Below are 21,165 nucleotides of genomic sequence, written 5' to 3'. Positions count from 1 at the left end.
TGAATCGCCCCTGGTTTCCTAGACACTCTCCAAGCTCAGAAAATAGCGTTTCTCATACTCTACTGGCGACAGCTGCATAGCACTGCTGTGTCTGCGCCTTGGGTTATAAAACATTTCAATGTAATCGAAAATATCACTTCGGGCTTCGTCACGTGTTGCGTAGATTTTTCGTCGGATTCGCTCCCGCTTCAAAAGCTGGAAAAAGCTTTCGGCTACGGCATTGTCGTGGCAATTTCCCCGCCGACTCATGCTGCTGATTATATTGTTGGCCTTCAAGAAGCTTTGCCAGTCTGAGCTACTGAATTGACTGCCTTGGTCTGAATGGATCATCACTTGCTGCCGTGGTTTGCGGCGCCACACGGCCATCAACATCGCGTCAAGCGCCAGGTCGCTGCACATGCGGGGCTTCATTGACCAGCCAATCACTTGGCGGGAAAACAGATCCAGGACTACCGCTAGGTACAGCCATCCTTCATAGGTGCGGATGTAAGTGATATCGGTTACCCAGACCTTATTCGGCTCACTGACTTTGAACTGCCGCGCGAGATGGTTGGGAGAGGCCACTGTTGGCTTTCCACCGTAAAACCCTGGACGCCGCCGATAGCCCGTTTGCGAACGCAACCCCTCTGCCTGCATCAAGCGTCCGACTCGATTGCGCCCGCATGTCTCTCCCAGCTCACGCAGGTCATCATGAATTTTGCGGTAGCCGTACACACCTCCGCTTTCGAGCCAAGCATGTTTGATCAAGCCAAGCAGACGATGATCTTCTTTTGCTCGGGCAGATTGAGGCTCGGTCAGCCAGGCGTAGTAGCCGCTGGGATGCACCTTTAGGGTTTGGCATAGGCGCCGCACCGGGTGATCCGTCGAGTGCTTCTTGATGAAGGCGTACTTCAGTTGCACTCCTTGGCAAAGTACGCGGCGGCCTTTTTTAAGATGTCTCGCTCTTCAGTCACGCGCTTGAGTTCTGCGCGAAGCTTGCGCAGTTCGGCTTGCTGCTCATCGTCTTGCTGACGCTGCTCTTGGGGTTTGCTGTAGAGCTTGATCCAGGCGTAGAGGCTGTGAACAGACATGCCCAGGCGCTGGGCAACATCGGCGACAGTCTTGCCTTTCTCGGTCACTTGCTTGACCGCTTCGATTTTGAATTCTTCGGGGTAACGCTGACGACTCATGACACCTCCTATTTGGGCCTCATTATGAGGCTTGGAGGTGTCTACGAAACCAGGGGCGATTCAGTGAGATGACGCTGAGCCCTTCGCAGCAACTGTCCTGCATCATCACTCAGGCTGCCCCTTCAGGGACTGTGCAAGCCTTGGAGCTTAAGCGAAGTCATCGTATGTCTTTGTAGAAGGCATGATAGAGCCGCTACACCTCATTATTCGAGTGCCGGGCCTATAATCAATAGGCCATTACACGTTGACAGCCTACCTCGGCCTTGCTAATAATCGCCCACAGTTGTACGACAACACATAACAAAAACAACAATCAGTGGACGATCCCATGTCGACACCCATCCCGCTGCATCCACGTCTGTTGCACATCCCTCTACCCCCAACTGGCTGGCGTACGCCCATCAGTACCTAGCGGCCCGTTTCCGCGCTTTCACCCCTGGCCCTGACCGGCCCGTTACCTACCCGCCCCTACCGCAGGCCGCTCGCGCGTGCCCGGTGGACGGGCTGCCATACCCTTCGGGAGCACAACAATAATGAGAGTCTGCCATACCCTGCCTTTCGCCCTGTTGGGCGCCGGTGTCATCGCTGGCCTGCCGGGCACCAGCCTGGCTGCTGGATTTGTCGAAGACAGCAAGGCTACGCTCGGGCTGCGTAACTTCTACATCAACCGTAACTTCACCAACCCCAGCAACCCGCAAAGCAAGGCCGAGGAATGGACGCAAAGCTTCATCCTCGATGCGCGGTCGGGATTCACCCAAGGGCCGATCGGGTTCGGGGTGGATGTGCTGGGGCTATGGTCGGTAAAGCTCGATGGCGGCGGCGGCACTTATGGTACAGCGTTGCTCCCGCGCCACGACGATGGCAAGCCAGCAGACGACTACGGGCGCCTGGCAGTCGCAGGCAAGGCACGGATCTCCAAGACCGAACTGAAAATCGGCGAGTGGATGCCGGTGCTACCGATTTTGCGTTCGGACGACGGGCGCTCGCTGCCGCAGACGTTCCGTGGCGGGCAAGTCACCTCCAACGAGATCGCCGGGTTGACGTTGTATGGCGGCCAGTTCCGCGGCAACAGCCCGCGTAACGACGCCAGCATGGAAGACATGAGCTACGGCGGCGGGGTGTCAGACCGCTTCAACTTCGTCGGTGGCGAGTATAAATTCAACCAGGACCGCACGCTGGTGGGGTTGTGGAATGCGGTACTGAAGGACGTGTATCAGCAGCAGTATCTGCAAGTGAGCCATAACCAGCCAGTGGGTGACTGGACCCTGGGCGCCAACCTGGGCTACTTCCAGGGCGATGAGGATGGCTCCGAGCGCGCCGGGCAGTTGGACAACAAGACCTACTCGGGGATGTTCTCGGCCAAGTACGGCGGCAGCACGTTCTGGGTGGGGCTGCAGAAAGTTGATGGCGATACCTGGATGCGGGTCAACGGCACCAGCGGCGGGACCCTGGCCAACGACAGTTACAACTCCAGCTTCGACAATGCCAACGAACGCTCGTGGCAGGTGCGCCATGACTTCAACTTCGTGACGGTCGGGGTGCCGGGGTTGACCTTGATGAACCGCTATATCAGCGGGCGCGATGTGCATACCGGGTCGGTCACTGATGGCAAGGAGTGGGTGCGCGAGACGGAGCTTGCGTATGTGATCCAGAGCGGGGCGTTCAAGGACTTGAGTGTGAAGTGGCGCAACTCGTCGATTCGGCGGGATTACAGCAACAACGAGTTTGATGAGAACCGGTTGATCTTCAACTACCCGTTGTCGTTGCTGTAACCCGCTCAACACGGGCCCTTGTAGGAGCGGCCTTGTGTCGCGATCGGGGTGCGAAGCGCCCCAGGGTCTTGGCCTCACCGCAAAATTGCCGGGGCCGCTTTGCGGCCCTTTCGCGACACAAGGCCGCTCCTACAAGTACCGCACATAACGCTAATCAGTCACTGAGTTGTCATTGACAACAACCGAACCCACCGCCAATAATCAGCTAAGTCATACGACAACCTACAACAATTAACAACAAGAGCCGGCCATGACCCCTACTCCCCTCAATCGCCTGCTGCTCACCGGAGCCGCAGGCGGCCTGGGCAAGGTCCTTCGCGAACGCCTGCAAGGCTACGCCGAGGTCCTGCGCCTTTCCGATATCAGCCCTATGGCACCTGCTGCCGGGCCGCACGAAGAAGTGATCACCTGCGACCTGGCCGACAAGGCTGCGGTCCACGCCCTGGTCGAAGGCGTGGACGCCATCATTCACTTCGGCGGCGTGTCCACCGAGCATTCCTTCGAAGACATCCTCGGCCCCAACATCTGCGGTGTGTTTCATGTCTACGAGGCAGCACGCAAGCATGGGGTGAAGCGCATCATCTTCGCCAGCTCGAACCACACCATCGGCTTCTACCGCCAGGATGAGCGCATCGACGCCCACTCCCCGCGCCGCCCCGACAGCTACTACGGGTTGTCCAAGTGCTACGGCGAGGATGTGGCCAGCTTCTATTTCGACCGCTACGGCATCGAGACCGTCAGCATTCGCATCGGCTCGTCGTTCCCGCAACCTCAGAACCCGCGCATGCTCTGCACCTGGCTGAGCTACGACGACCTGGTGCAACTGATCGAGCGTGGGTTGTTCACGCCCGACGTTGGCCACACCATCGTCTACGGCGCCTCCGACAACCGCACCGTGTGGTGGGACAACCGCCATGCCGAGCACCTTGGCTATGTGCCCAAGGACAGCTCCGAAGCCTTCCGCGCCGCCGTTGAAGCCCAGCCGGCGCCCGCCGCCGATGACCCGAGCATGGTCTACCAGGGCGGCGCCTTCGCCGTGGCCGGCCCATTCAACTGAACCCACACGCGCCAGGAGGCACGGCCATGAATTGCGAACTGATTGTCGACGCCCGCAACGGCACTGGGGAAAGCCCCGTGTGGCACGTCAGCGAACAGGCTCTGTACTGGGTCGACATTCCCGCCCGCCAGCTGCACTGCTGGCAGGCGGCCGATGGCAAGCACCAGGTCTGGCAGGGCGACGAGATGCTGGCCTGCATCGCCCGCAGCGCTCAGGGCTGGGTAGCAGGCATGGAAAGCGGCATCTTCCAGATCCAGGCCAAAGCCGACGGCAGCCTGGACAGCCGTTTGCTCAACAGCGTCCAGCATGCCCAGGCCGGCATGCGCTTCAACGATGGCCGCTGCGACCGCCAGGGCCGCTTGTGGGCCGGGACCATGCTGCTGGACATGCAGCAAGGCGCCCATGTCGGCGCGCTGTACCGGCATGACAGCGAAGGCCACCTGCACCTGCAGCAAGACAGCATGATCGTGCCCAACGGGCTGGCCTTCAGCCCCGACGGCACGCGCATGTACCTGTCCGACTCGCACCCCAGCGTGCAAAAGGTCTGGGCTTTCGACTATGACATCGACAGCGGCACACCGCACAACAAGCGGCTGTTCGTCGATATGCGCGGCTACCCCGGCCGCCCCGATGGCGCCGCCATCGACCAGGATGGCTGCTACTGGATCTGCGGCAACGATGCCGGGCAGATCCACCGCTTTACCCCCGACGGGCGCCTCGACCGCTCACTCAGCGTGCCGGTGAAAAAGCCGGCGATGTGCGCCTTTGGCGGCGCCAGCCTGGACACCCTGTACGTCACTTCGATCCGCCCTGCGGGCACAGACCTCAGCGACCAGCCCCTGGCCGGCGGGGTATTTGCCCTCAACCCTGGCACCAAGGGCCTGGAAGAACCTGCCTACCGGGGCTGACGCCCCTTGCCGCCCCCACACTTGCACACACGAAACCAGATAATAAAAACCACGGAGTTTCATCATGACGTTCAAACGCAAGCTGCTCCTTGCCGTACTCCCCTTCGCCTTCAGCGTCGCCACACCCGCCTCGGCACTGGACATCAAGTTCGCCGAAATTCACCCGGCCGGTTACCCGACCGTGGTCGCCGAGCAAAACATGGGTAAAAAGCTGGAAGAAGCCAGCAACGGCGACATCACCTTCAAGATGTTCGCCGGCGGCGTGCTGGGCTCGGAGAAGGAAGTGATCGAACAGGCGCAGATCGGCGCCGTGCAGATGACCCGCGTCAGCCTGGGGATCGTCGGCCCGGTGGTGCCGGATGTAAACGTGTTCAACATGCCGTTCGTGTTCCGCGACCATGAGCACATGCGCAAGATCATCGACGGCGAGATCGGCCAGGAGATCCTCGACAAGATCACCAACTCCGATTTCAACCTGGTGGCCCTGGCCTGGATGGATGGCGGCTCGCGCAGCATCTACACGAAAAAACCGGTACGCAGCCTGGAAGACCTCAAGGGCATGAAGATTCGCGTACAGGGCAACCCGCTGTTCATCGACATGATGAACGCCATGGGCGGCAACGGTATCGCCATGGACACCGGGGAAATTTTCAGCGCCCTGCAGACCGGCGTGATCGATGGTGCCGAGAACAACCCGCCCACGCTGCTCGAGCACAACCACTACCAGAGCGCCAAGTACTACACCTTGACCGGGCACCTGATTCTGCCGGAGCCGGTGGTAATGTCCAAAACCACCTGGAACAAACTCAGCCCCGAGCAGCAAGCACTTGTGAAGAAGGTCGCGCGTGAAGCGCAGATGGAAGAACGCGCACTGTGGGATGCCAAGTCCGCCGCCAGCGAAGAGAAGCTCAAGGCCGCCGGTGTCGAGTTCATCACCGTGGACAAGAAGCCATTCTACGACGCCACTGCCTCGGTACGCGAAAAATACGGCGCGCAGTACGCCGACCTGATGAAGCGCATCGACGCCGTCCAGTAACAGCGCCCCCTACCCAAACGACCTCGGCAGTGCGGCGCCCGCCGCCCTGCCGCTTTGGTGATGCCCATGAAGAACCTTTTTCTGCGTGCGAACGACACGCTGTACCGCGGCTGCATCTGGATCGCCGGCCTGTCGATCCTGGCCATGTCGCTGATCATCCCTTGGGGCATTTTCGCCCGCTACGTGCTCGGCACTGGCTCAAGCTGGCCGGAGCCAGTGGCCATCTTGCTGATGGTGGTGTTCACCTTCGTCGGCGCCGCAGCCAGCTACCGGGCTGGGGCGCACATGGCGGTGGCGATGATTACAGACCGCCTGCCACCACTGCAGCGCCAGTTGGTTGCGCTGCTGGTGCAAGTGCTGATGATTCTGGTGTGCGTGTTCATGACTTACTACGGCACCAAGCTGTGCATCACTACCTGGAACCAGTCTCTGGCGTCATTGCCTGGGGTGCGGGTTGGCATGACCTATGCGCCGATTCCGCTCGGTGGTGTGCTGACCCTGGTGTTCGTACTGGAAAAACTCCTCTTGGGCGATCAGAGCCACCGCAAGGTGGTGCGCTTCGACCACGTAGAAGAAAGCGAAGGAGCGGCGTAAATGGATGCGTTCATTCTGTTGGGCAGTTTCATCATGCTCATTCTGCTGGGCATGCCGGTGGCCTATGCCCTGGGCCTGTCGGCGCTGATTGGCGCCTGGTGGATCGATATCCCGCTGCAGGCAATGATGATTCAGGTGGCCAGTGGGGTTAACAAGTTCTCGCTGCTGGCGATTCCGTTCTTCGTGCTGGCCGGCGCGATCATGGCCGAAGGCGGTATGTCACGGCGGCTGGTGGCATTTGCCGGAGTGCTGGTGGGCTTCGTGCGCGGCGGGCTGTCGCTGGTCAATATCATGGCCTCGACCTTCTTCGGCGCGATTTCCGGCTCGTCGGTGGCCGACACCGCCTCGGTGGGCTCGGTGCTGATCCCAGAGATGGAGCGCAAGGGTTACCCGCGCGAATTCTCCACTGCCGTGACCGTCAGCGGCTCGGTACAGGCGCTGCTGACCCCGCCCAGCCACAACTCGGTGCTGTATTCGCTGGCGGCGGGCGGCACGGTGTCGATTGCCTCGCTGTTCATGGCGGGAGTCATGCCCGGTTTGCTGCTGAGTGCGGTGATGATGGGCCTGTGCCTGATCTTCGCCAAGAAGCGCAACTACCCCAAGGGCGAAGTGATCCCGATGCGCCAGGCGCTGAAAATCGCCGGTGAAGCGCTGTGGGGCCTGATGGCCATGGTCATTATCCTTGGCGGCATTTTGTCGGGCGTGTTCACCGCTACCGAGTCGGCGGCAGTGGCGGTGGTGTGGTCGTTCTTCGTGACCATGTTCGTCTACCGCGACTACAAGTGGCGCGACCTGCCCAAGCTGATGCATCGCACGGTGCGCACCATCTCGATCGTGATGATTCTGATCGGCTTTGCCGCCAGCTTTGGTTACGTGATGACGCTGATGCAGATCCCGTCGAAAATCACCACGGCGTTTCTGACCCTGTCGGACAACCGCTATGTGATCCTGATGTGCATCAACTTCATGCTGTTGCTGCTGGGCACGGTGATGGACATGGCGCCGCTGATCCTGATCCTTACGCCGATCCTGTTGCCGGTAATCACCGGTATCGGCGTGGACCCGGTGCACTTCGGCATGATCATGCTGGTGAACCTGGGAATCGGGCTGATCACCCCACCGGTGGGCGCCGTGCTGTTCGTCGGTTCGGCCATCGGCAAGGTGAGCATCGAGTCGACGGTGAAGGCGCTGCTGCCGTTCTACCTGGCGCTGTTCTTGGTGCTGATGGCGGTGACCTACATTCCGGCCATTTCGCTGTGGCTGCCTAGCGTGGTGCTGTAAATAGAATCGGGGCCGCGTTGCGGCCCCTTTGGCTCTATCTGCAAACGGATCCTGCACATGGCTGTCCCCTCCTCTGTTTCCCCCTTGTTCCCACGCAAGCTGGCCATTGCCCTGCTGGCTTTGCTGGCCTGCTCATTCGCCGGCAACCACATTGCCGCACGCATCGCCTTCGATGACGGCACCGGCGTGTTGCTGGCGATCCTCTGCCGCTCAGGTATTACCTTGCTGGTGCTGGCCGGCCTGCTGGTGTGGCAACGCCAGGCGCTGGGCCTGCCTGCCGGTACCCGGCACTGGCAACTGCTGCTCGGCCTGCTGATCGCCACCCAGAGCCTGTGCCTGTATTCGGCGGTAGCGCGCATCCCGGTCGCCCTGGCGCTGCTGGTGGGCAACACCTTTCCGATACTGCTGGCACTGCTCACTTGGGCACTGGGTGGCGCACGCCCCACCGGCCGCACGGTGCTGTTCATGGGCCTGATCCTGTGCGGTCTGGTACTGGCACTGGATGTGCCGGCACGCCTGGCCGACAGTGGCGCGGCCAACCCGCACTGGGCAACGGGCATCAGCCTGGCCTTTGGCGCCGCCTGTGCCTTTGCCTGCGCCTTGTGGATCACCGACCACAAATTGGCCAGCGTGCGGGGCCCCGTGCGCAGCCTGCTGACCTTGCTGATCGTGTTCTCCAGCATGCTGATTGCAGGCGCAAGCGGGGTGATGCCGTCCGGCCTGTCACTACCAGGCAGCAGCAGCGGCTGGGCGGCCCTGGCCAGCCTGGTGGTGTTATACGGCCTGGCCTTCACCTTGCTGTTCGTTTGTGTACCTCGCCTGAACATGGCGCAGAACGCGCCAGTCATGAACGTTGAACCCATCGCCACCTTGCTGCTGGGCTGGGCCTTGCTCGATCAGCACCTAAGCCCCCTGCAACTGCTCGGGGGCGCCGTGGTGGTGTGCGGCATCGTGCTGCTCACCTACCGTCGGCCCCATTGATCGATCATCCAGAAAGGAGCCTTGCATGGCTGTGACCGAGCTGCACCTGCAGGACCGCCTGACCCGTCTGAGCCTGGCACCGGAGCTGGGCGCCAGCCTGGTGAACTGGGAAGTGAAGGCAACCGGCCAGCCGTTGCTGCGCCATTCCGACACGGCTGCGCTGGCCAGTGGCACCCCGAGGCGGCTGGCCTGTTACCCGCTGGCACCGTGGTCCAACCGCATTGCCGAGGGTGGCTTTGCCCAGCCCGAGGGCTGGCAGGCACTGGCACCGAACACCGAGCATGATCCATACCCGATTCATGGAAGTGCCTGGCAGCAGGCCTGGCAGGTAGAGCACCACAGCGAACGACGTGCGCGGCTGAGGCTGGACAGTGCCGTGCCGTTTGCCTACCAAGCCACGCTGGATGTGCACTTGCATGAGGGCTGCCTGAACCTGGACCTGCATGTGGTGCACCTGGAAGCGCTGGCGACCTGGTATGGGCTGGGTTTGCACCCTTACTTTCCGCGCTATCCCGATACCAAGCTGTACGCGGCGGCGCGCAAGGTGTGGCTGGCCGAGGATGGGCGGTTGCCGTCGTATCAGGCCGAAGTGCCTGAACCGTGGCGTTTCAATGCCATGGGGCTTTTGCCTGAGAGCGTCGTCGATCATGCCTTCAGTGGTTGGCCGGGGGAGTGTGTGATTGAACAGCCAAGCGCGGGTCATCGACTGACGTGCAGTGCCAGCGGGGCTGAGCACTTCTTGCTGTTCTGCCCGCAAGGGCAAGGCTTTTTCTGCTTTGAGCCGGTAAGCCACCCGGTCAATGCGCATCACTTGCCAGGGCGGCCGGGGTTGCGGTTGCTGCAGCGTGGGGAAGCGATGAACCTTGGGTTCAGGATGCAGTATCAGGCGCTGTAAGGGAGCTGCCTGGAATTGGGGCTGCAAAGCGGCCCCAAAATCTCAAGCCTTATGCCAGTGCCTCGGTCGAGCTTGCCATCTTCCTGACAGAAGACTCGCCACTCACTTCGCGCGCCACCTTCCACACCAGCACCGCCGCCACGATATCGAACGCTGCCAGCACCACGAACAACGGGCTGTAGCCAATCTGCGTGACCAGCACGCCGAACACCAGGGTGAACACCGCCGCCCCCAGATAGCCGCACATGCCACCCATGCCGGTCGCCGTGGCCACCTGGTCCTTGCTGAACGAATCCGAAGTGATCGAGTACAGCGCCCCCGACAGCGTCTGGTGGGCAAAGCCGCCAATGCACAGCAACAGGATCGCGGTGTACGGGCTTTCCACCAGGCCGATGCAGGCCGGGCCGATCATGCAACTGGCACCGAACACCAGCACCATCTTGCGCGAGGTGAACAGCGACACCTTGAAGTAGCGGTGGAACAACGGGCTTAGGTAACCGCCCAGCACACAGCCGATATCGGCCGCCAGGAACGGCAGCCAGGCGAACATCGCCACTTCCTTGATGTTCATGTGCCGCTCGGTCATCAGGTACAGCGGGATCCAGGCATTGAAGGTTTGCCAGGCGGGCTCGGAAAGAATTCGCGCCGATGCGATGGCGTAGAAGTTGCGGGTCTTGAAGATGCGCTTCCACGCGCCCTTCTCGCGGGTGTCCTGTTTGAAGTGCGCTTCCTGCCCGGCAAGGATGTAGTCCCGTTCCTCATCACTCAGGCGCTTCTGGTCACGCGGGTGCTTGTACAGCAGCATCCACAGCAACGTCCAGACAATGCCTGACGCGCCAACAATGACGAACGCCAGTTGCCAGCCACTGTGCAGGATCGCCCACACCACCAGTGGCGGCGCCAGCAAGGCGCCAAGCGACGAGCCGATATTGAACCAACCGATCGCCACCGAACGCTCCTTGGCCGGGAACCACTCGGTAGTAGCCTTGACCCCGGCCGGCAAGCCCGCGGCCTCGGTCATGCCCAGCAGCCCGCGCATGAATGCCATGCTCTGCCAGCCTGTAGCCAGGGCCGCGCCGGCACAGGCCACAGACCAGGCCATGGCGAACACGGCAAAGCCCAGCTTGGTGCCGATGAAGTCGATGAACCAGCCGGCCACCGGCTGCATGAGGGCGTAGCACACCTGCCAGGCGGCGACGATCTTGGCGTATTGCTCGGTACTGATGGAAAGGTCGGTCATCAAGGTGGGGGCAGCCACCGAGAGGGTATTGCGGGCGAGGTAGTTGACGACGAGCCCGGCCGTGACAAGGCTGACCATCCACCAACGGATGCCTTTCATCTTCATGGTTCACCTGAATTTTTGTTTTTAGAGTTGCGGGTGATTGGCGCAAAGGCCGACGGGGGCTATTTGCGACAAATTGTTTCAGGCGGAAGATTGCCACGTCATAGGTCGTCGTACAACACTTATTATTTATAGCAGTTTGTAGCTATGTTGTACGACCTCAATCGAGCTGCTGGGCTCGCAGGGCCTGCGCCAGCATGTCGATAAAGGCCCTGACCTTGGCCGAGCCGTACTTGCTTTCGCGGTGTAGCACATGAATGGGCCAGGGCGCCTCCTCGTACTCGGCCAGGATCACCTGCAGTTGCCCGCTGGCCAGCTCTTCTGCCACTTGGTACGACAGCAGCCGGGCAATCCCCAGCCCGCCGCTGGCCGCTGCGATTGCCCCATCATTGCTGGTTACCGTCAGCCGCGGCTTCATGCGTACCAGCGTCGGCTCATCGGTGACCCCAAAGCGCCAACCGGCCCGTGGCGAAAGGTTGGTGGTGCCGATCACCGCATGCCCTGCCAGGTCCGACGGGTGCTCCGGTACGCCATGACGCGCCAGGTAGTCGGGCGAGGCACACAACATGCGACGCACCCTGCCCACCCGCAACGCCTTCAACCCGGAGTCGGGCAAAGGACCGATGCGCACGGCCACGTCCATGCCCTCCTCGACCATGTTCACAACACGGTCGAGGAAGTAGGCGGAAACATCGACTTCCGGGTACTGCTGCAAGTAGCGGACGATGCACGGCATGACGAACTTCTTGCCGAACAGGATCGGCGCGGTCACTGCCAGGTCGCCCTTGGGGGTGGCGTTGATACCGGCAGCCGCCTCGTTGGCTTCGTGAATGCTGGCAAGGATATGCCGCGTGTCTTCCAGATAGCGCCCGCCGGCCTCGGTCAGGCGCACGCTGCGGGTGGTACGCAGCAGCAGCTTGACCCCCAGCTGGTCTTCCAGAGCGCTGACGGCGCGGGTGACGGCGGCTGGCGAGATGTCCAGGCGGCGAGCAGCGGCGGCGAAGCTTTCCAGTTCGCCGACGGCAACGAACACCTTCATCAGGTGGATCTGGTCCATGCGAGCTCCTGGCATCGGAGGGGGTGGAGATTATCGGATATCCGGGCGTTTTATGCTTGCAGGACAGGCATATCAGATTTCCAGCACCAGGGCCTGTGCGCCCTCTTCCTGATGTGCCGGCACCGCACAACAGATCAGTACCGAACCCGCCTCCGGCAGCTCTGCCGGTAGGTTCGGGTAATGCACCTGGCCACTGACGAGCTTGGTCTTGCAGGTGCCGCACGAGCCGCCCCGGCAACTGAACTCTGGCGCCAACCCACGCGCCTCGGCCAACTCCAATAACGTACCGCTACCGGGCGTCCAGCGTGCCTCCTTCGCCGAAGCCGCAAAATACACCGGCACCGGCTCGTTGGCAGCGGGTGGCTGTTGCACGGTGGGCCGCCCGTCATCCGTGTGCCGGCGCAGCGTCGACGGGCCAAAGGCCTCGGCGTGAATCCGCGCATCCGGCACATGCACCCCGCGCAGCCCTTCATACAATGCCTGGGTAAAGCTGCCTGGGCCGCACAGGTAGAAGTCATAGTCGTCCAGCGCCAGCGTCGCCTTGACCTGCTCGATGCCCAATCGCCCGATAAACTCGAAATCGCGACCGACCCGCGCATGCCCTTCCGGTTGGCTGAGGGCACGGTGCACGCGCAACAACCCAGCGGCCTGCTGCTGCAAACTCGCCAGCTCCTGCTGAAACGGCAATTCGGCCAGGCTGCGCGCGCCATGAAACAAATGAATTCGCCGGGCCTGCCCCGTGCTCACCTGCTCACGCAGCATGGCCAGCAAGGGCGTAATACCCACACCTGCACCAATCAGCACCAGCGGCCGTGTGCTTTGCTGGTCGAGCGTAAAGCTGCCCATCGGTGGGCGCACGTTCAACACATCACCCGCCACGATGCGCTCGTGCAAGTAGCGCGAGGCCGGGCCCTGGGCCTTGACGCTGATGCGCAGGTAGCCATCAGCGGGTGCACTGGACAGGCTGTAGGTGCGGATCAGCGCAGCCTCGCCATTACGCTGCACTTGCACAGGAAGATGCTGGCCTGGCGCGAAGGCCACATGGCTACCGGCCGGTGGCTCAAGGTAGAACGAGCGGATATCACGGCTTTCCTGCTCCACCCGCAGCACACGCCAGGCTTGCCATTGGCGCTGTTGCCGGCGTTGCTCCAGGCGCGCGTCGGCCTCGGCCCAGGTACCCGTCATCAGGCTGGTCGGTGCGTACGCCTTGAAGGCCCAGCGCAGTGAGACCGCAGCCGGGCGCCACACCACCTGCTCGACCTGCAGCGTCCATAACCGCTCGGCACCTTCAAAAGCCTGGATGGCAGGGCTGTCCAGCAGCACCTCGGCACGCCCGCATACCTGCAGAACATTACCGTTATTGAAATCGATGAACAGCAAGCCTGCCTGCGGGTTGACCAGCAAATTGCCCAAGGTGTTGAAGTGCAGGTTGCCAGCGTAGTCGGGAATGGTCAGAAGGCTGCCTTCGACCTTGATGAACCCTGGCCGACCACCCCGATGGGAGACATCCACCGAGCGCTGGCCATTGCCGTGCTCGACATAGCTGGCGACGAAGAAGGTATCGGCGCCCTCGATCATGCTGGCAGTCGTGGCATCCAGTTCAGGGGCGTCAACGCGCCCCTGGGGGGGTTGGTCGACACGGGTGTAATCACGCAACTGAATGTACTGCGGGCAGTTGCCGAACGACTGCTCCACGGCCACCTGCAGTTGCCCTTGTGCAGCCTGATGGATTTGCCCATTGATGCGATTGCGCCGACGGGTGTGCAACTCGATACCCAACAGGCCGACCGCCTCTCCTGCTGCCAGCCCAGGGGTGGCGGGGTCGTCCGCTGGCAACGTGGTATCGATGGTCAGCAGGCGAGGGTCGGGCGAGCTGACAAACCCTTCTGGCCCCTCCAGCAGGGTGGCCCACGGCCGACCCAGGGTATCCACGCTGGCGGCGATCATGAAAGGTAACTGATGATAGAAAGTACGGTGCTGGTCGGGCATGTAGTCACGAATGACCTTTTGCCCGAACGCCTCCATGCGCTCTGCTACACCGACCTTTTCCTGCAGGGTCTTCTCGCCCGCATGCCAGGGCGAGGGGCGATGGTCCGGGGTCTGTTGCATGGCGGCGTTCCTCCCGATGGCGGGGTGTCAGGCGCTGGTCTGCAGCCCGATCACTGTGCGTGGCATGGGCACGAAGCCTGGCAGTGACTCGATCCGTGCCAGCCAGCTGCGCACGTTGGCATAGGGCTCCAGCGACACGTTGCCTTCGGGCGCGTGGGCGATGTACGAGTAATTGGCAATGTCGGCGATGGTGGGCGTGCTGCCCGCCAGGAATGGCGTCCTGGCTAGCTCTGTATCGATCACCTTGAGCAGGGTGTGGGCACGGCCAATCACTTCGTCGGTATTGAACGAAGCCCCGAACACCGTCACCAGGCGGGCCGCAGCCGGGCCGAAGGCCAGCGGACCGGCAGCGACTGACAGCCAACGTTGCACACGGGCAGCGGCAGCAGGCTCTTCGGGCAACCAAGTGCCGTTGTCATACTTTTTCGCCAAGTAGACGAGGATGGCATTGGAATCGGCGATCACCGTACCGTTGTCATCGATGACCGGGACCTGGCCAAACGGGTTGAGGGCAAGGAAGTCCGGCTGCTTGTGTGCACCTTTGGCCAGGTCGACGAACACCAGCTCTGTGGGCAGGTTCAGCAGCGAGAGCATCAGCTCGATGCGATGGGCGTGGCCAGACTTGGGGAAGTTGTAGAGCTTGATCGGGTTCGACATGGGCTTGGCTCCTGGTCAGCACCGGGATGGGCTGATGGAGCACATGCTGCACTGGATCGGCTGGCAGCAGAATCAGTGCGCAGGGGAAACCATAATTTCGCGCAGCGGAATAATGGTTTCCAGAACGTGCAGGTGGTCAGTTCAGTTTCTTGAAATAGCGGAACAACCCGCGCGAAGCCTCGACAACCTGCGGTACGCAGGCCTGGATATCCGCTTCGCTCATCTGGTCCAGCAGTTCGAAATTGTCCTCCAACCCATGCAGCGAAATCGCCTTGAGCAGTTGGTCCTGCTCCTGCGGCAACTCGCCCCAACCGGCAATCTGGGTACCGCGCATGTAGCCGAAGCACCATTCCTCCATCACGATCACAGTGCCCTGCTCGTCTTCCCTTTCTTCGAACAGCGGCTCGAACTGGTCGACATCATCGCTCAGCTCTTCCGCCACTTGGCTGGCATAGCGCAGCATCAACGCCACATAAGCCTCTTCATGTGCCGGCTTCTTGAACTTTGGCACCTTGCCACCGGCAGCGGCTGGCAACCAATGTTCTGGGGTCACGGTTACCGGTGAACTGGCCAGCGCGGTGAAGAAACCATTGAGCTCGGCCAGGTTGAGTACCGAGTAGTCGTTGCCATAGGTGATCAGCAGGTCTTCGAGGCGGTCGAGTTCTTTTTCGCTGAGTACGGGGAGCATGGGGTGAAAATCCTGGGAAGCAAAAGTGTGTGCACCCTAGCACAGCAACGGCGCAAGGGCTGCCCGCGAGCACCACTGCGCGGGCAGATTCCTCAGATGGCCAACCAGCCCTGCAACTCATGCTGCCGTTCGGTGCCAATCAGCAGCCAAAGCAAGATGCGGCACTTGCGCGGGCAGAGGTGCCCGGCCATTTGCACGCCTTTGCGCTGCAGGTCGATCTCGGAGCCTGCAAACCCGTATGTTGTCCGGGCTGTAGGGCCTCTACCTGTGCGGGTGGCTACAATGACCGGCAAGGTGGGCGCCAGATGCTCCAGCACATCGGACCAAGTACCGGAAACGTGCCCAGCACCGAAACCAGCAATGACCAGCCCTTCATAGCCCAATGGAGCCACAGCCTGCAGCAGCGCTGTGTCCACATCCAGACAAGCCTCCAGAAGGGCAACGCGCTGGTCGGTGCGACACGGTAACGGCAGCACAGCCCGACGACCTGGCGGATGGCGATAGACCACAACACCCTCTACAACTTCCGCCGAAGGGCCGAAGCCTGGTGACTCGAAAGCCGCCATCGCCAGGCTGGCCATCTTGCGAACCCTTGCCGCGCAATGGACCTGATCATTCATCACCACAAGTACACCACGCCCTCGGCTGCCTTGTGCCAATGCAACCTGTGCCGCAGCCAGCAGGTTGGCCGGGCCATCGTTGCCCGCCTGGCTGGCCGAGCGCATGGCACCGGTCATCACCAACGGTGCATCGAATGGCCAGAGCAGATCAAGGAAATAGGCCGTTTCCTCAAGGCTGTCGGTGCCTTGGGTCAGGATCACGGCCTGGGCACCGCGCTCTACCTCGCTGCGGGCCCAGACCAGCACATCCAACAACGCCACGAAGCCCAGCGATGCACTGGGGAGCAGGGATAATGAAGCAACGTTCAACTGCGCCATTTCGCGCAACTGTGGGACTTGCAACAGTTGCTGCTCACAATCCAGGGCTGGGGCCACGCCACACCCAGCAGCCCCGGCCTGCATACTGACAGTGCCCCCTAAGCTGGCGATCGACAGCCTGGGCAGGCTTGAATGCTCAATCATGCGTCTCCTCCCACAAGTAACCCGATCAACGGCACAATTCCCAGCGTGCTGATGGCCATCGACATCACGTTGCCAATGTAGCCATGCACATAGGCCGGCAACCGGCGCGTGATCGCCACCGCCAGCGGCGGAGCCACCAGCGCCCCCAGCACAGCACTGGTCACCACGACTTCCCAGCTGCCGCCATGCGTCAGCACCGCGGCCGGAACGATCGAGACAATCGGAATGTAGGTAGGGTACCACCCACGGGCTTGCCACTGGCTACGCCAGATGACGACACCAACCAGGGACGCCAGGGCCTGCCCTGCCACAATGTGCATCACCAGCATTGAACCGTATGCCGGTGCAGCCGGGGCCACAGCCCGCTGCCATAGCAGATGGCAAAACCTTGCCATCGATACCCGCGAACATGGGCCCAATGCGCCAGGCAAGCCCCTAGCAACAAGCCCAGAGCAGGCAGTTCATGTTTGTAGAATGCCACTTCGCTGATATCACCCACTATCCAGCGCAAGCGGCTTAGCGGCTGATCGAGTGTCGCCGCCAGTTGCGCGTAGTCCGGCCATTGGCCCAGCGCTAGGCTGGCTACCAGCAGCATCAACAAGCAAATGAAGAGCAATACAGGGGAGCGCTGCCGACTGGACAAACGTAATGCCTTCATACGCGCCCCCTTAGCGTGGCATAGGCGTATGCAAGCGATAGCCAAGCGACGCATCATAGAGGTCGGTGCGGCGGTCACGCTGCAGGTCGTTGAGGCTGTTCCAGATCGGTGCTGAACGCGCGCTGCTAAGGTCGACGTCGGCATACAGAATGGCCTCCTCCTGCGCACTGGCAACCTCCCCGATAGGCCAACCATTGGTACCGGCGATCAATGAACAACCGAGAAAGCGCCCTCCCAGTTCATTGCCGATACGGTTGGCGGCGGCAATGTAGACATTGTTTACGTGCGCGGCGGTCATGGTCAGGTACGAGGCCATGCAACGACCTGCTTCGTCGAACAGGGGGGGTGGAGTCCACACCCAATTGTTCAAACTGCAAATGATGTCGGCGCCTTGTGCGGCCATAAGCCGCGGCACTTCAGGGAACCAGATATCCCAGCAGATCAACAGGCCTATACGACCGATAGCTGTCTCGAACACAGGGAACCCGAGGTTGCCCGGGGTGAACCAAAGCTTCTCCTGGTTCCATAGGTGAGCCTTGCGGTAATGCCCTAGCAGGCCGTTGGGGCCGAACAGTGCGGCACTGTCGTATAGCTTCAGTCCATCACGCTCGGTGAAACCCGCTGCCAGATACACCCGGTGCTCTCTGGCGAACGCTGCCCAAGCTTTCAGGCTGCGGCCCTCCTGCAACGTCTCGGCATGGGCGTAGGCCTCGGCACGGGAGTGGAAGGTATAGCCGGTGTTGGCCAGCTCGGGCAGCACGATCAGATTGGCGCCTTCACGCGCCGCGCGTCGAGCCAGTGCCAAGCCTTTGCTCAAATTGCCGTCGCTGTGTTCGACCCCGACCTGAGGGTCGTACTGGATGACGGCAATACGGACAGGGCTGACGGGGGTGCTGTGTTCAGACATGGCGGCTTCCTTCTTGTGGTTGTTTTGGAAGGTCGCCAGTAGAGCGGGGTTCGGCTTGGCGGGGACAGTCGGGTGAGTCCTATTGGGTCGACAGACAAGCGAATAATTGCAATAGGAAAAGTCTCACAGAAACGCTCGGACGCCGCTATTTCCCAACTTGATAATGGGGGTAGTCCTCAAGGGTGAGCCACCATTGAACGCCGCTGAAGTTCGATGGCAGAGGTTGATGACTGCATCCAGCGCGGTACGCAAACACGGCTCGGTCCAGCCGGCGTCAACAGAGAAAGACTCTCCAGCCAGATACAGCCCTGAGCGGGCTGAAATCGCGGTTGTATTTCATCAGCCCGACCGCGTCATAGTAGGTACCTGCTCGATACAGCTTCGCGCAGCCGAGCGCATTTTTGTCCGTCATCCAGCGCTGTATGCAAATGTTTCGGGTATCGATATAGGGCGATATGGCTTCATGCAGTCATCGGCGTAATGGTCGTTGTATCGGTAGGCATAGACGTCGTGGACAAAGCTGTCGGTGACGAGAATCTGCGGTAGCGCCGAGTTGCGGTCCAGATAGTGCTTCTTCAGTGGCGCATAGACCTTGCAGCTGGTTTCCCAATGAGCGTGGTTCCATGCGTCCATAATCGACTGCGGGAGTGCCCAATATAAGCCGGCCCGTTGAACATCAGCCCTCTGCTATCAGGCACAGTGCTGGCCTCCAGATACGGTGCAGCATATGGCACACCTTCCTTATCGACACGGCCATGCACCAGCTGCAAATGGCTGCTGAAACCCAAAATTGCTGTACGTAGTGGGTAAAGGCAGCAGACGTCATAGAACGCTCCCCAGCTCCCATCACCAATGCCGATGGAATAGAAAATGGCCGACTCTTCACGGCTCATGCCCAACCCACCGAAATCACCAGGGTTGGCGGGGTCCCACGCTGTCAGCATCGGCAAATGTACCAAATCCCTGAATGACATCAGGTGATAGCGCTCGACAACACTCTGCCATATCGACGCCCAGCATTGCGTGCCATATACCACAGCGATGCGCTCGGCAAACTGCCCGGCGAAGCGGTACCATTTTTCATAGACCTTTTGCAGTGTGGCTGTAGGTGGAGGGGTATTCCCTTCTGGATTTCGCCAAATCAGCAGCGCTGGCTTCCCCTCTCCTTCTAGTTGTCCATTCCGAAGATAGATACCCGTTGCATTCACCCAGGGTGTCCCAGGGTTTGGAAATTCGGAAAGCCGTAGCTCGAACAGCTTGGCGTAATAGCCATAAGCGAGCGTCCATCTTTAGGCGGTTCGCCTGTCCTGCTGAACAAAGGTATACGCATGGCCCCCATCTCGAATGGCGTTGAAGGCTGCTTGTGATTACCGCCTTTGTTCACCACAGTCAGGTGGCGACCGCCCACACGCTGCGACTGCTCTATCAAGGTGATGCGGGTGAAACCACAGCGTAGCAATTCCCGAGCAGCAGTTAACCCTGTGACACCAGCACCGACAATGCAGATCCGATGTTCCGGTTGGGCGGCACTTGCAACGCCTCCCGGTTGTTCAACCAGACGTCGGTAATCGAAGCAGAGGTCTGGTGGATTCGGAAACCGTGCGGCCCACGGCTGCAAGGGCAAGGATGGCTCAAGGGCCAGATCAGCAGGATAGTTGTGGGTCGAACCGATGGTCATGTTCTCGGGCGCTCCATGAATTGAGAAGCCTGAGCATGATCGAGTTGAGATGTGCGGAGTGTTGGTTATGTGTCACCAACACCCACAGAATCGAGAAAGGCCTGTGGGTGTTGGCTTGCGTTGGACGTTATACCGCCAGCGCGCGCTCACGCAACTCGCTGTTGAGGATGCGGTCGTTCTCGCTGTAGTCGACCGGGCAGTCGATCACGTGCACGCCTGGGGTCTTGATGCAGTGTTCCAGCAGCGGCAGCAGGCCTTCGGCGCTTTCCACGCGGTGGCCATTGGCACCATAGGCTTCGGCGTATTTGACGAAGTCCGGGTTGCCGTAGTCCAGGCCGAAATCGGTGAAGCCCATGTTGGCCTGCTTCCAGCGGATCATGCCATAGCCGTCGTCACGCAGGATCACCACGGTGATGTGCATGCCCAGACGTACCGCAGTTTCCAGCTCCTGGCTGTTCATCATGAAGCCACCGTCACCGCACACCGAAATCACCGGGCGGTCCGGGTGCACCAGGTGCGCGGCCATCGCCGATGGCAAGCCGGCGCCCATGGTCGCCAGGGCGTTGTCCAGCAGCACGGTGTTGGGCTTGTGCGCCTTGTAGTTACGGGCGAACCAGATCTTGTAGATGCCGTTGTCCAGGGCAACGATGCCTTCGGACGGCAGTACACGACGGATGTCGGCCACCAGGCGCTGCGGGTAGACCGGGAAGCGGTTATCGTCGGCACCTTCGGCGATCTGTGCTTCGTTGGCTTCACGAATGGCCATCAGGCGGGTGAAGTCCCAGTGCGACGTGTCGTTCAGCGCTTCGCTGATCTGCCACACGGCGTTGGCAATGTCGCCGATCACTTCAACCTGCGGGAAGTACACGGCATCGACTTCAGCGGAGCGGAAGTTGATGTGAATGACCTCGGTGCCGCCACGGACCATGAAGAATGGCGGCTTCTCGATCACGTCGTGGCCGATGTTGATGATCAGGTCGGCCGCTTCGACGGCGCGGTGAACGAAGTCACCCGACGACAGCGCAGCGTTGCCCAGGAAGCGCGGGTGGCGCTCGTCGACCACACCCTTACCCATCTGGGTGGTGATGAACGGGATACCGGTTTTGTCGATCAGTTGCTTGAGGACCTTGGCGGTCATCTTGCGGTTGGCGCCTGCGCCGATCACCAGGATCGGGTTACGGGCGTTCAGCAGTTTCTCGACGGCTGCTTCGATGGCCACGTGCTCGGCCAGCGGGCGGCGGTGCAGGCTGCGCGGGATCGGCAGTGCATCAGTCTGCTCGGCGGCGATGTCTTC

At 61.1% G+C, this 21,165-nt stretch carries 19 protein-coding genes and 1 pseudogene; 8 read left to right on the top strand and 12 right to left on the bottom strand.

The annotated features are described in order from the left end of the window. Positions 1 to 18: 18 nt before the first annotated feature. A protein-coding gene (locus DM807_RS21120) for an IS3-like element ISPpu22 family transposase (RefSeq protein WP_085985440.1) occupies positions 19 to 1,169 on the bottom strand; the annotation gives its coding sequence in 2 pieces (ribosomal slippage) (positions 19 to 935 and positions 935 to 1,169; 1,152 coding nt in all). A gap of 533 nt (positions 1,170 to 1,702) precedes the next feature. On the opposite strand from DM807_RS21120, the gene DM807_RS21115 reads away from it, so the two are divergent. The 8 genes from DM807_RS21115 (at position 1,703) to DM807_RS21080 (ending at position 9,693) form a co-directional block, all read left to right on the top strand. Continuing rightward, positions 1,703 to 2,941, top strand: coding sequence for an OprD family porin (locus tag DM807_RS21115; protein ID WP_012273803.1), 1,239 nt, complete (start codon positions 1,703 to 1,705; stop codon positions 2,939 to 2,941). Between the two features lie 250 nt (positions 2,942 to 3,191). Next, complete coding sequence (locus tag DM807_RS21110; RefSeq protein ID WP_012273804.1) at positions 3,192 to 3,998, top strand: NAD-dependent epimerase/dehydratase family protein; 807 nt, start codon at positions 3,192 to 3,194, stop codon at positions 3,996 to 3,998. A 26-nt stretch (positions 3,999 to 4,024) separates the two neighbouring features. Next, positions 4,025 to 4,906, top strand: coding sequence for a glucurono-1,5-lactonase (locus tag DM807_RS21105; RefSeq protein WP_179027880.1), 882 nt, complete (start codon positions 4,025 to 4,027; stop codon positions 4,904 to 4,906). Between the two features lie 64 nt (positions 4,907 to 4,970). Continuing rightward, on the top strand, positions 4,971 to 5,942 hold the full coding sequence (locus DM807_RS21100) for a TRAP transporter substrate-binding protein (protein WP_012273806.1): 972 nt from the start codon (positions 4,971 to 4,973) through the stop codon (positions 5,940 to 5,942). Between the two features lie 66 nt (positions 5,943 to 6,008). Next, positions 6,009 to 6,536: a TRAP transporter small permease gene (locus DM807_RS21095; protein ID WP_012273807.1), complete on the top strand. Its 528-nt coding sequence runs from the start codon at positions 6,009 to 6,011 to the stop codon at positions 6,534 to 6,536. Further along, positions 6,537 to 7,817, top strand: a complete 1,281-nt coding sequence (locus DM807_RS21090; protein WP_012273808.1) for a TRAP transporter large permease — start codon at positions 6,537 to 6,539, stop codon at positions 7,815 to 7,817. It begins immediately after the preceding gene. A 57-nt stretch (positions 7,818 to 7,874) separates the two neighbouring features. After that, positions 7,875 to 8,798 (top strand): EamA family transporter, encoded by a 924-nt coding sequence (locus DM807_RS21085; RefSeq protein WP_069942834.1) that lies wholly within the window; start codon positions 7,875 to 7,877, stop codon positions 8,796 to 8,798. A gap of 25 nt (positions 8,799 to 8,823) precedes the next feature. Further along, positions 8,824 to 9,693: an aldose 1-epimerase gene (locus DM807_RS21080; RefSeq protein WP_069942833.1), complete on the top strand. Its 870-nt coding sequence runs from the start codon at positions 8,824 to 8,826 to the stop codon at positions 9,691 to 9,693. Between the two features lie 49 nt (positions 9,694 to 9,742). Here DM807_RS21080 and DM807_RS21075 read toward each other — a convergent pair whose 3' ends face one another. The 11 genes and pseudogenes from DM807_RS21075 to DM807_RS21030 form a co-directional block, all read right to left on the bottom strand. Next, positions 9,743 to 11,038, bottom strand: a complete 1,296-nt coding sequence (locus DM807_RS21075) for an MFS transporter (RefSeq protein WP_041166576.1) — start codon at positions 11,036 to 11,038, stop codon at positions 9,743 to 9,745. A gap of 157 nt (positions 11,039 to 11,195) precedes the next feature. Continuing rightward, entirely contained in the window at positions 11,196 to 12,092 is an 897-nt protein-coding gene (locus DM807_RS21070) for a LysR family transcriptional regulator (RefSeq protein WP_012273812.1), read from the bottom strand. Positions 12,093 to 12,164: 72 nt separating this feature from the next. Beyond that, positions 12,165 to 14,201 (bottom strand): pyridoxamine 5'-phosphate oxidase family protein, encoded by a 2,037-nt coding sequence (locus DM807_RS21065; protein ID WP_179027879.1) that lies wholly within the window; start codon positions 14,199 to 14,201, stop codon positions 12,165 to 12,167. A gap of 27 nt (positions 14,202 to 14,228) precedes the next feature. Then, on the bottom strand, positions 14,229 to 14,858 hold the full coding sequence (locus DM807_RS21060; RefSeq protein WP_012273814.1) for a glutathione S-transferase family protein: 630 nt from the start codon (positions 14,856 to 14,858) through the stop codon (positions 14,229 to 14,231). 136 nt (positions 14,859 to 14,994) lie between these two features. Further along, positions 14,995 to 15,546 carry a UPF0149 family protein gene (locus DM807_RS21055; protein ID WP_012273815.1) on the bottom strand — a complete coding sequence of 184 codons (552 nt, stop codon included), beginning with the start codon at positions 15,544 to 15,546 and terminating at the stop codon, positions 14,995 to 14,997. Positions 15,547 to 15,638: 92 nt separating this feature from the next. Then, a complete protein-coding gene (locus DM807_RS21050; protein WP_179027878.1) occupies positions 15,639 to 16,628 on the bottom strand; it encodes an asparaginase in 990 nt (329 codons plus the stop codon). Beyond that, positions 16,625 to 17,286, bottom strand: a pseudogene (locus tag DM807_RS21045) (hypothetical protein). Before DM807_RS21045 ends, DM807_RS21050 begins: the two are co-directional and overlap by 4 nt. A gap of 10 nt (positions 17,287 to 17,296) precedes the next feature. After that, positions 17,297 to 18,193: a nitrilase family protein gene (locus tag DM807_RS21040; RefSeq protein ID WP_179027877.1), complete on the bottom strand. Its 897-nt coding sequence runs from the start codon at positions 18,191 to 18,193 to the stop codon at positions 17,297 to 17,299. 575 nt (positions 18,194 to 18,768) lie between these two features. After that, the gene (locus DM807_RS28195) at positions 18,769 to 19,401 is read right to left on the bottom strand and encodes a hypothetical protein (protein ID WP_425326932.1); all 633 of its coding nucleotides are present in this window, start codon (positions 19,399 to 19,401) and stop codon (positions 18,769 to 18,771) included. Further along, a complete protein-coding gene (locus DM807_RS28190) occupies positions 19,398 to 19,871 on the bottom strand; it encodes an FAD-dependent oxidoreductase (RefSeq protein WP_012273820.1) in 474 nt (157 codons plus the stop codon). Before DM807_RS28190 ends, DM807_RS28195 begins: the two co-directional genes overlap by 4 nt. Before the next feature lie 127 nt (positions 19,872 to 19,998). Then, positions 19,999 to 21,165 (bottom strand): acetolactate synthase large subunit (locus tag DM807_RS21030; protein ID WP_179027573.1); only part of this gene is annotated, 1,167 nt, incomplete at its 5' end.

The sequence above is a fragment of the Pseudomonas hunanensis genome (assembly GCF_013393325.1).
Lineage (GTDB): Bacteria > Pseudomonadota > Gammaproteobacteria > Pseudomonadales > Pseudomonadaceae > Aquipseudomonas > Aquipseudomonas putida_P.
The sequence above is the reverse complement of the archived record's forward strand: the minus strand, read 5'-3'. Positions and strand labels throughout refer to the sequence as shown.

What these genes read in the sequence shown, in the direction of transcription:
- DM807_RS21115 (WP_012273803.1), top strand. Translation starts at nt 1,703, where the DNA reads ATGAGAGTCTGCCATACCCTGCCTTTCGCCCTGTTGGGCGCCGGTGTC.
- DM807_RS21110 (WP_012273804.1), top strand. Translation starts at nt 3,192, where the DNA reads ATGACCCCTACTCCCCTCAATCGCCTGCTGCTCACCGGAGCCGCAGGC.
- DM807_RS21105 (WP_179027880.1), top strand. Translation starts at nt 4,025, where the DNA reads ATGAATTGCGAACTGATTGTCGACGCCCGCAACGGCACTGGGGAAAGC.
- DM807_RS21100 (WP_012273806.1), top strand. Translation starts at nt 4,971, where the DNA reads ATGACGTTCAAACGCAAGCTGCTCCTTGCCGTACTCCCCTTCGCCTTC.
- DM807_RS21095 (WP_012273807.1), top strand. Translation starts at nt 6,009, where the DNA reads ATGAAGAACCTTTTTCTGCGTGCGAACGACACGCTGTACCGCGGCTGC.
- DM807_RS21090 (WP_012273808.1), top strand. Translation starts at nt 6,537, where the DNA reads ATGGATGCGTTCATTCTGTTGGGCAGTTTCATCATGCTCATTCTGCTG.
- DM807_RS21085 (WP_069942834.1), top strand. Translation starts at nt 7,875, where the DNA reads ATGGCTGTCCCCTCCTCTGTTTCCCCCTTGTTCCCACGCAAGCTGGCC.
- DM807_RS21080 (WP_069942833.1), top strand. Translation starts at nt 8,824, where the DNA reads ATGGCTGTGACCGAGCTGCACCTGCAGGACCGCCTGACCCGTCTGAGC.
- DM807_RS21075 (WP_041166576.1), bottom strand. Translation starts at nt 11,038, where the DNA reads ATGAAGATGAAAGGCATCCGTTGGTGGATGGTCAGCCTTGTCACGGCC.
- DM807_RS21070 (WP_012273812.1), bottom strand. Translation starts at nt 12,092, where the DNA reads ATGGACCAGATCCACCTGATGAAGGTGTTCGTTGCCGTCGGCGAACTG.
- DM807_RS21065 (WP_179027879.1), bottom strand. Translation starts at nt 14,201, where the DNA reads ATGCAACAGACCCCGGACCATCGCCCCTCGCCCTGGCATGCGGGCGAG.
- DM807_RS21060 (WP_012273814.1), bottom strand. Translation starts at nt 14,858, where the DNA reads ATGTCGAACCCGATCAAGCTCTACAACTTCCCCAAGTCTGGCCACGCC.
- DM807_RS21055 (WP_012273815.1), bottom strand. Translation starts at nt 15,546, where the DNA reads ATGCTCCCCGTACTCAGCGAAAAAGAACTCGACCGCCTCGAAGACCTG.
- DM807_RS21050 (WP_179027878.1), bottom strand. Translation starts at nt 16,628, where the DNA reads ATGATTGAGCATTCAAGCCTGCCCAGGCTGTCGATCGCCAGCTTAGGG.
- DM807_RS21040 (WP_179027877.1), bottom strand. Translation starts at nt 18,193, where the DNA reads ATGTCTGAACACAGCACCCCCGTCAGCCCTGTCCGTATTGCCGTCATC.
- DM807_RS28190 (WP_012273820.1), bottom strand. Translation starts at nt 19,871, where the DNA reads ATGACCATCGGTTCGACCCACAACTATCCTGCTGATCTGGCCCTTGAG.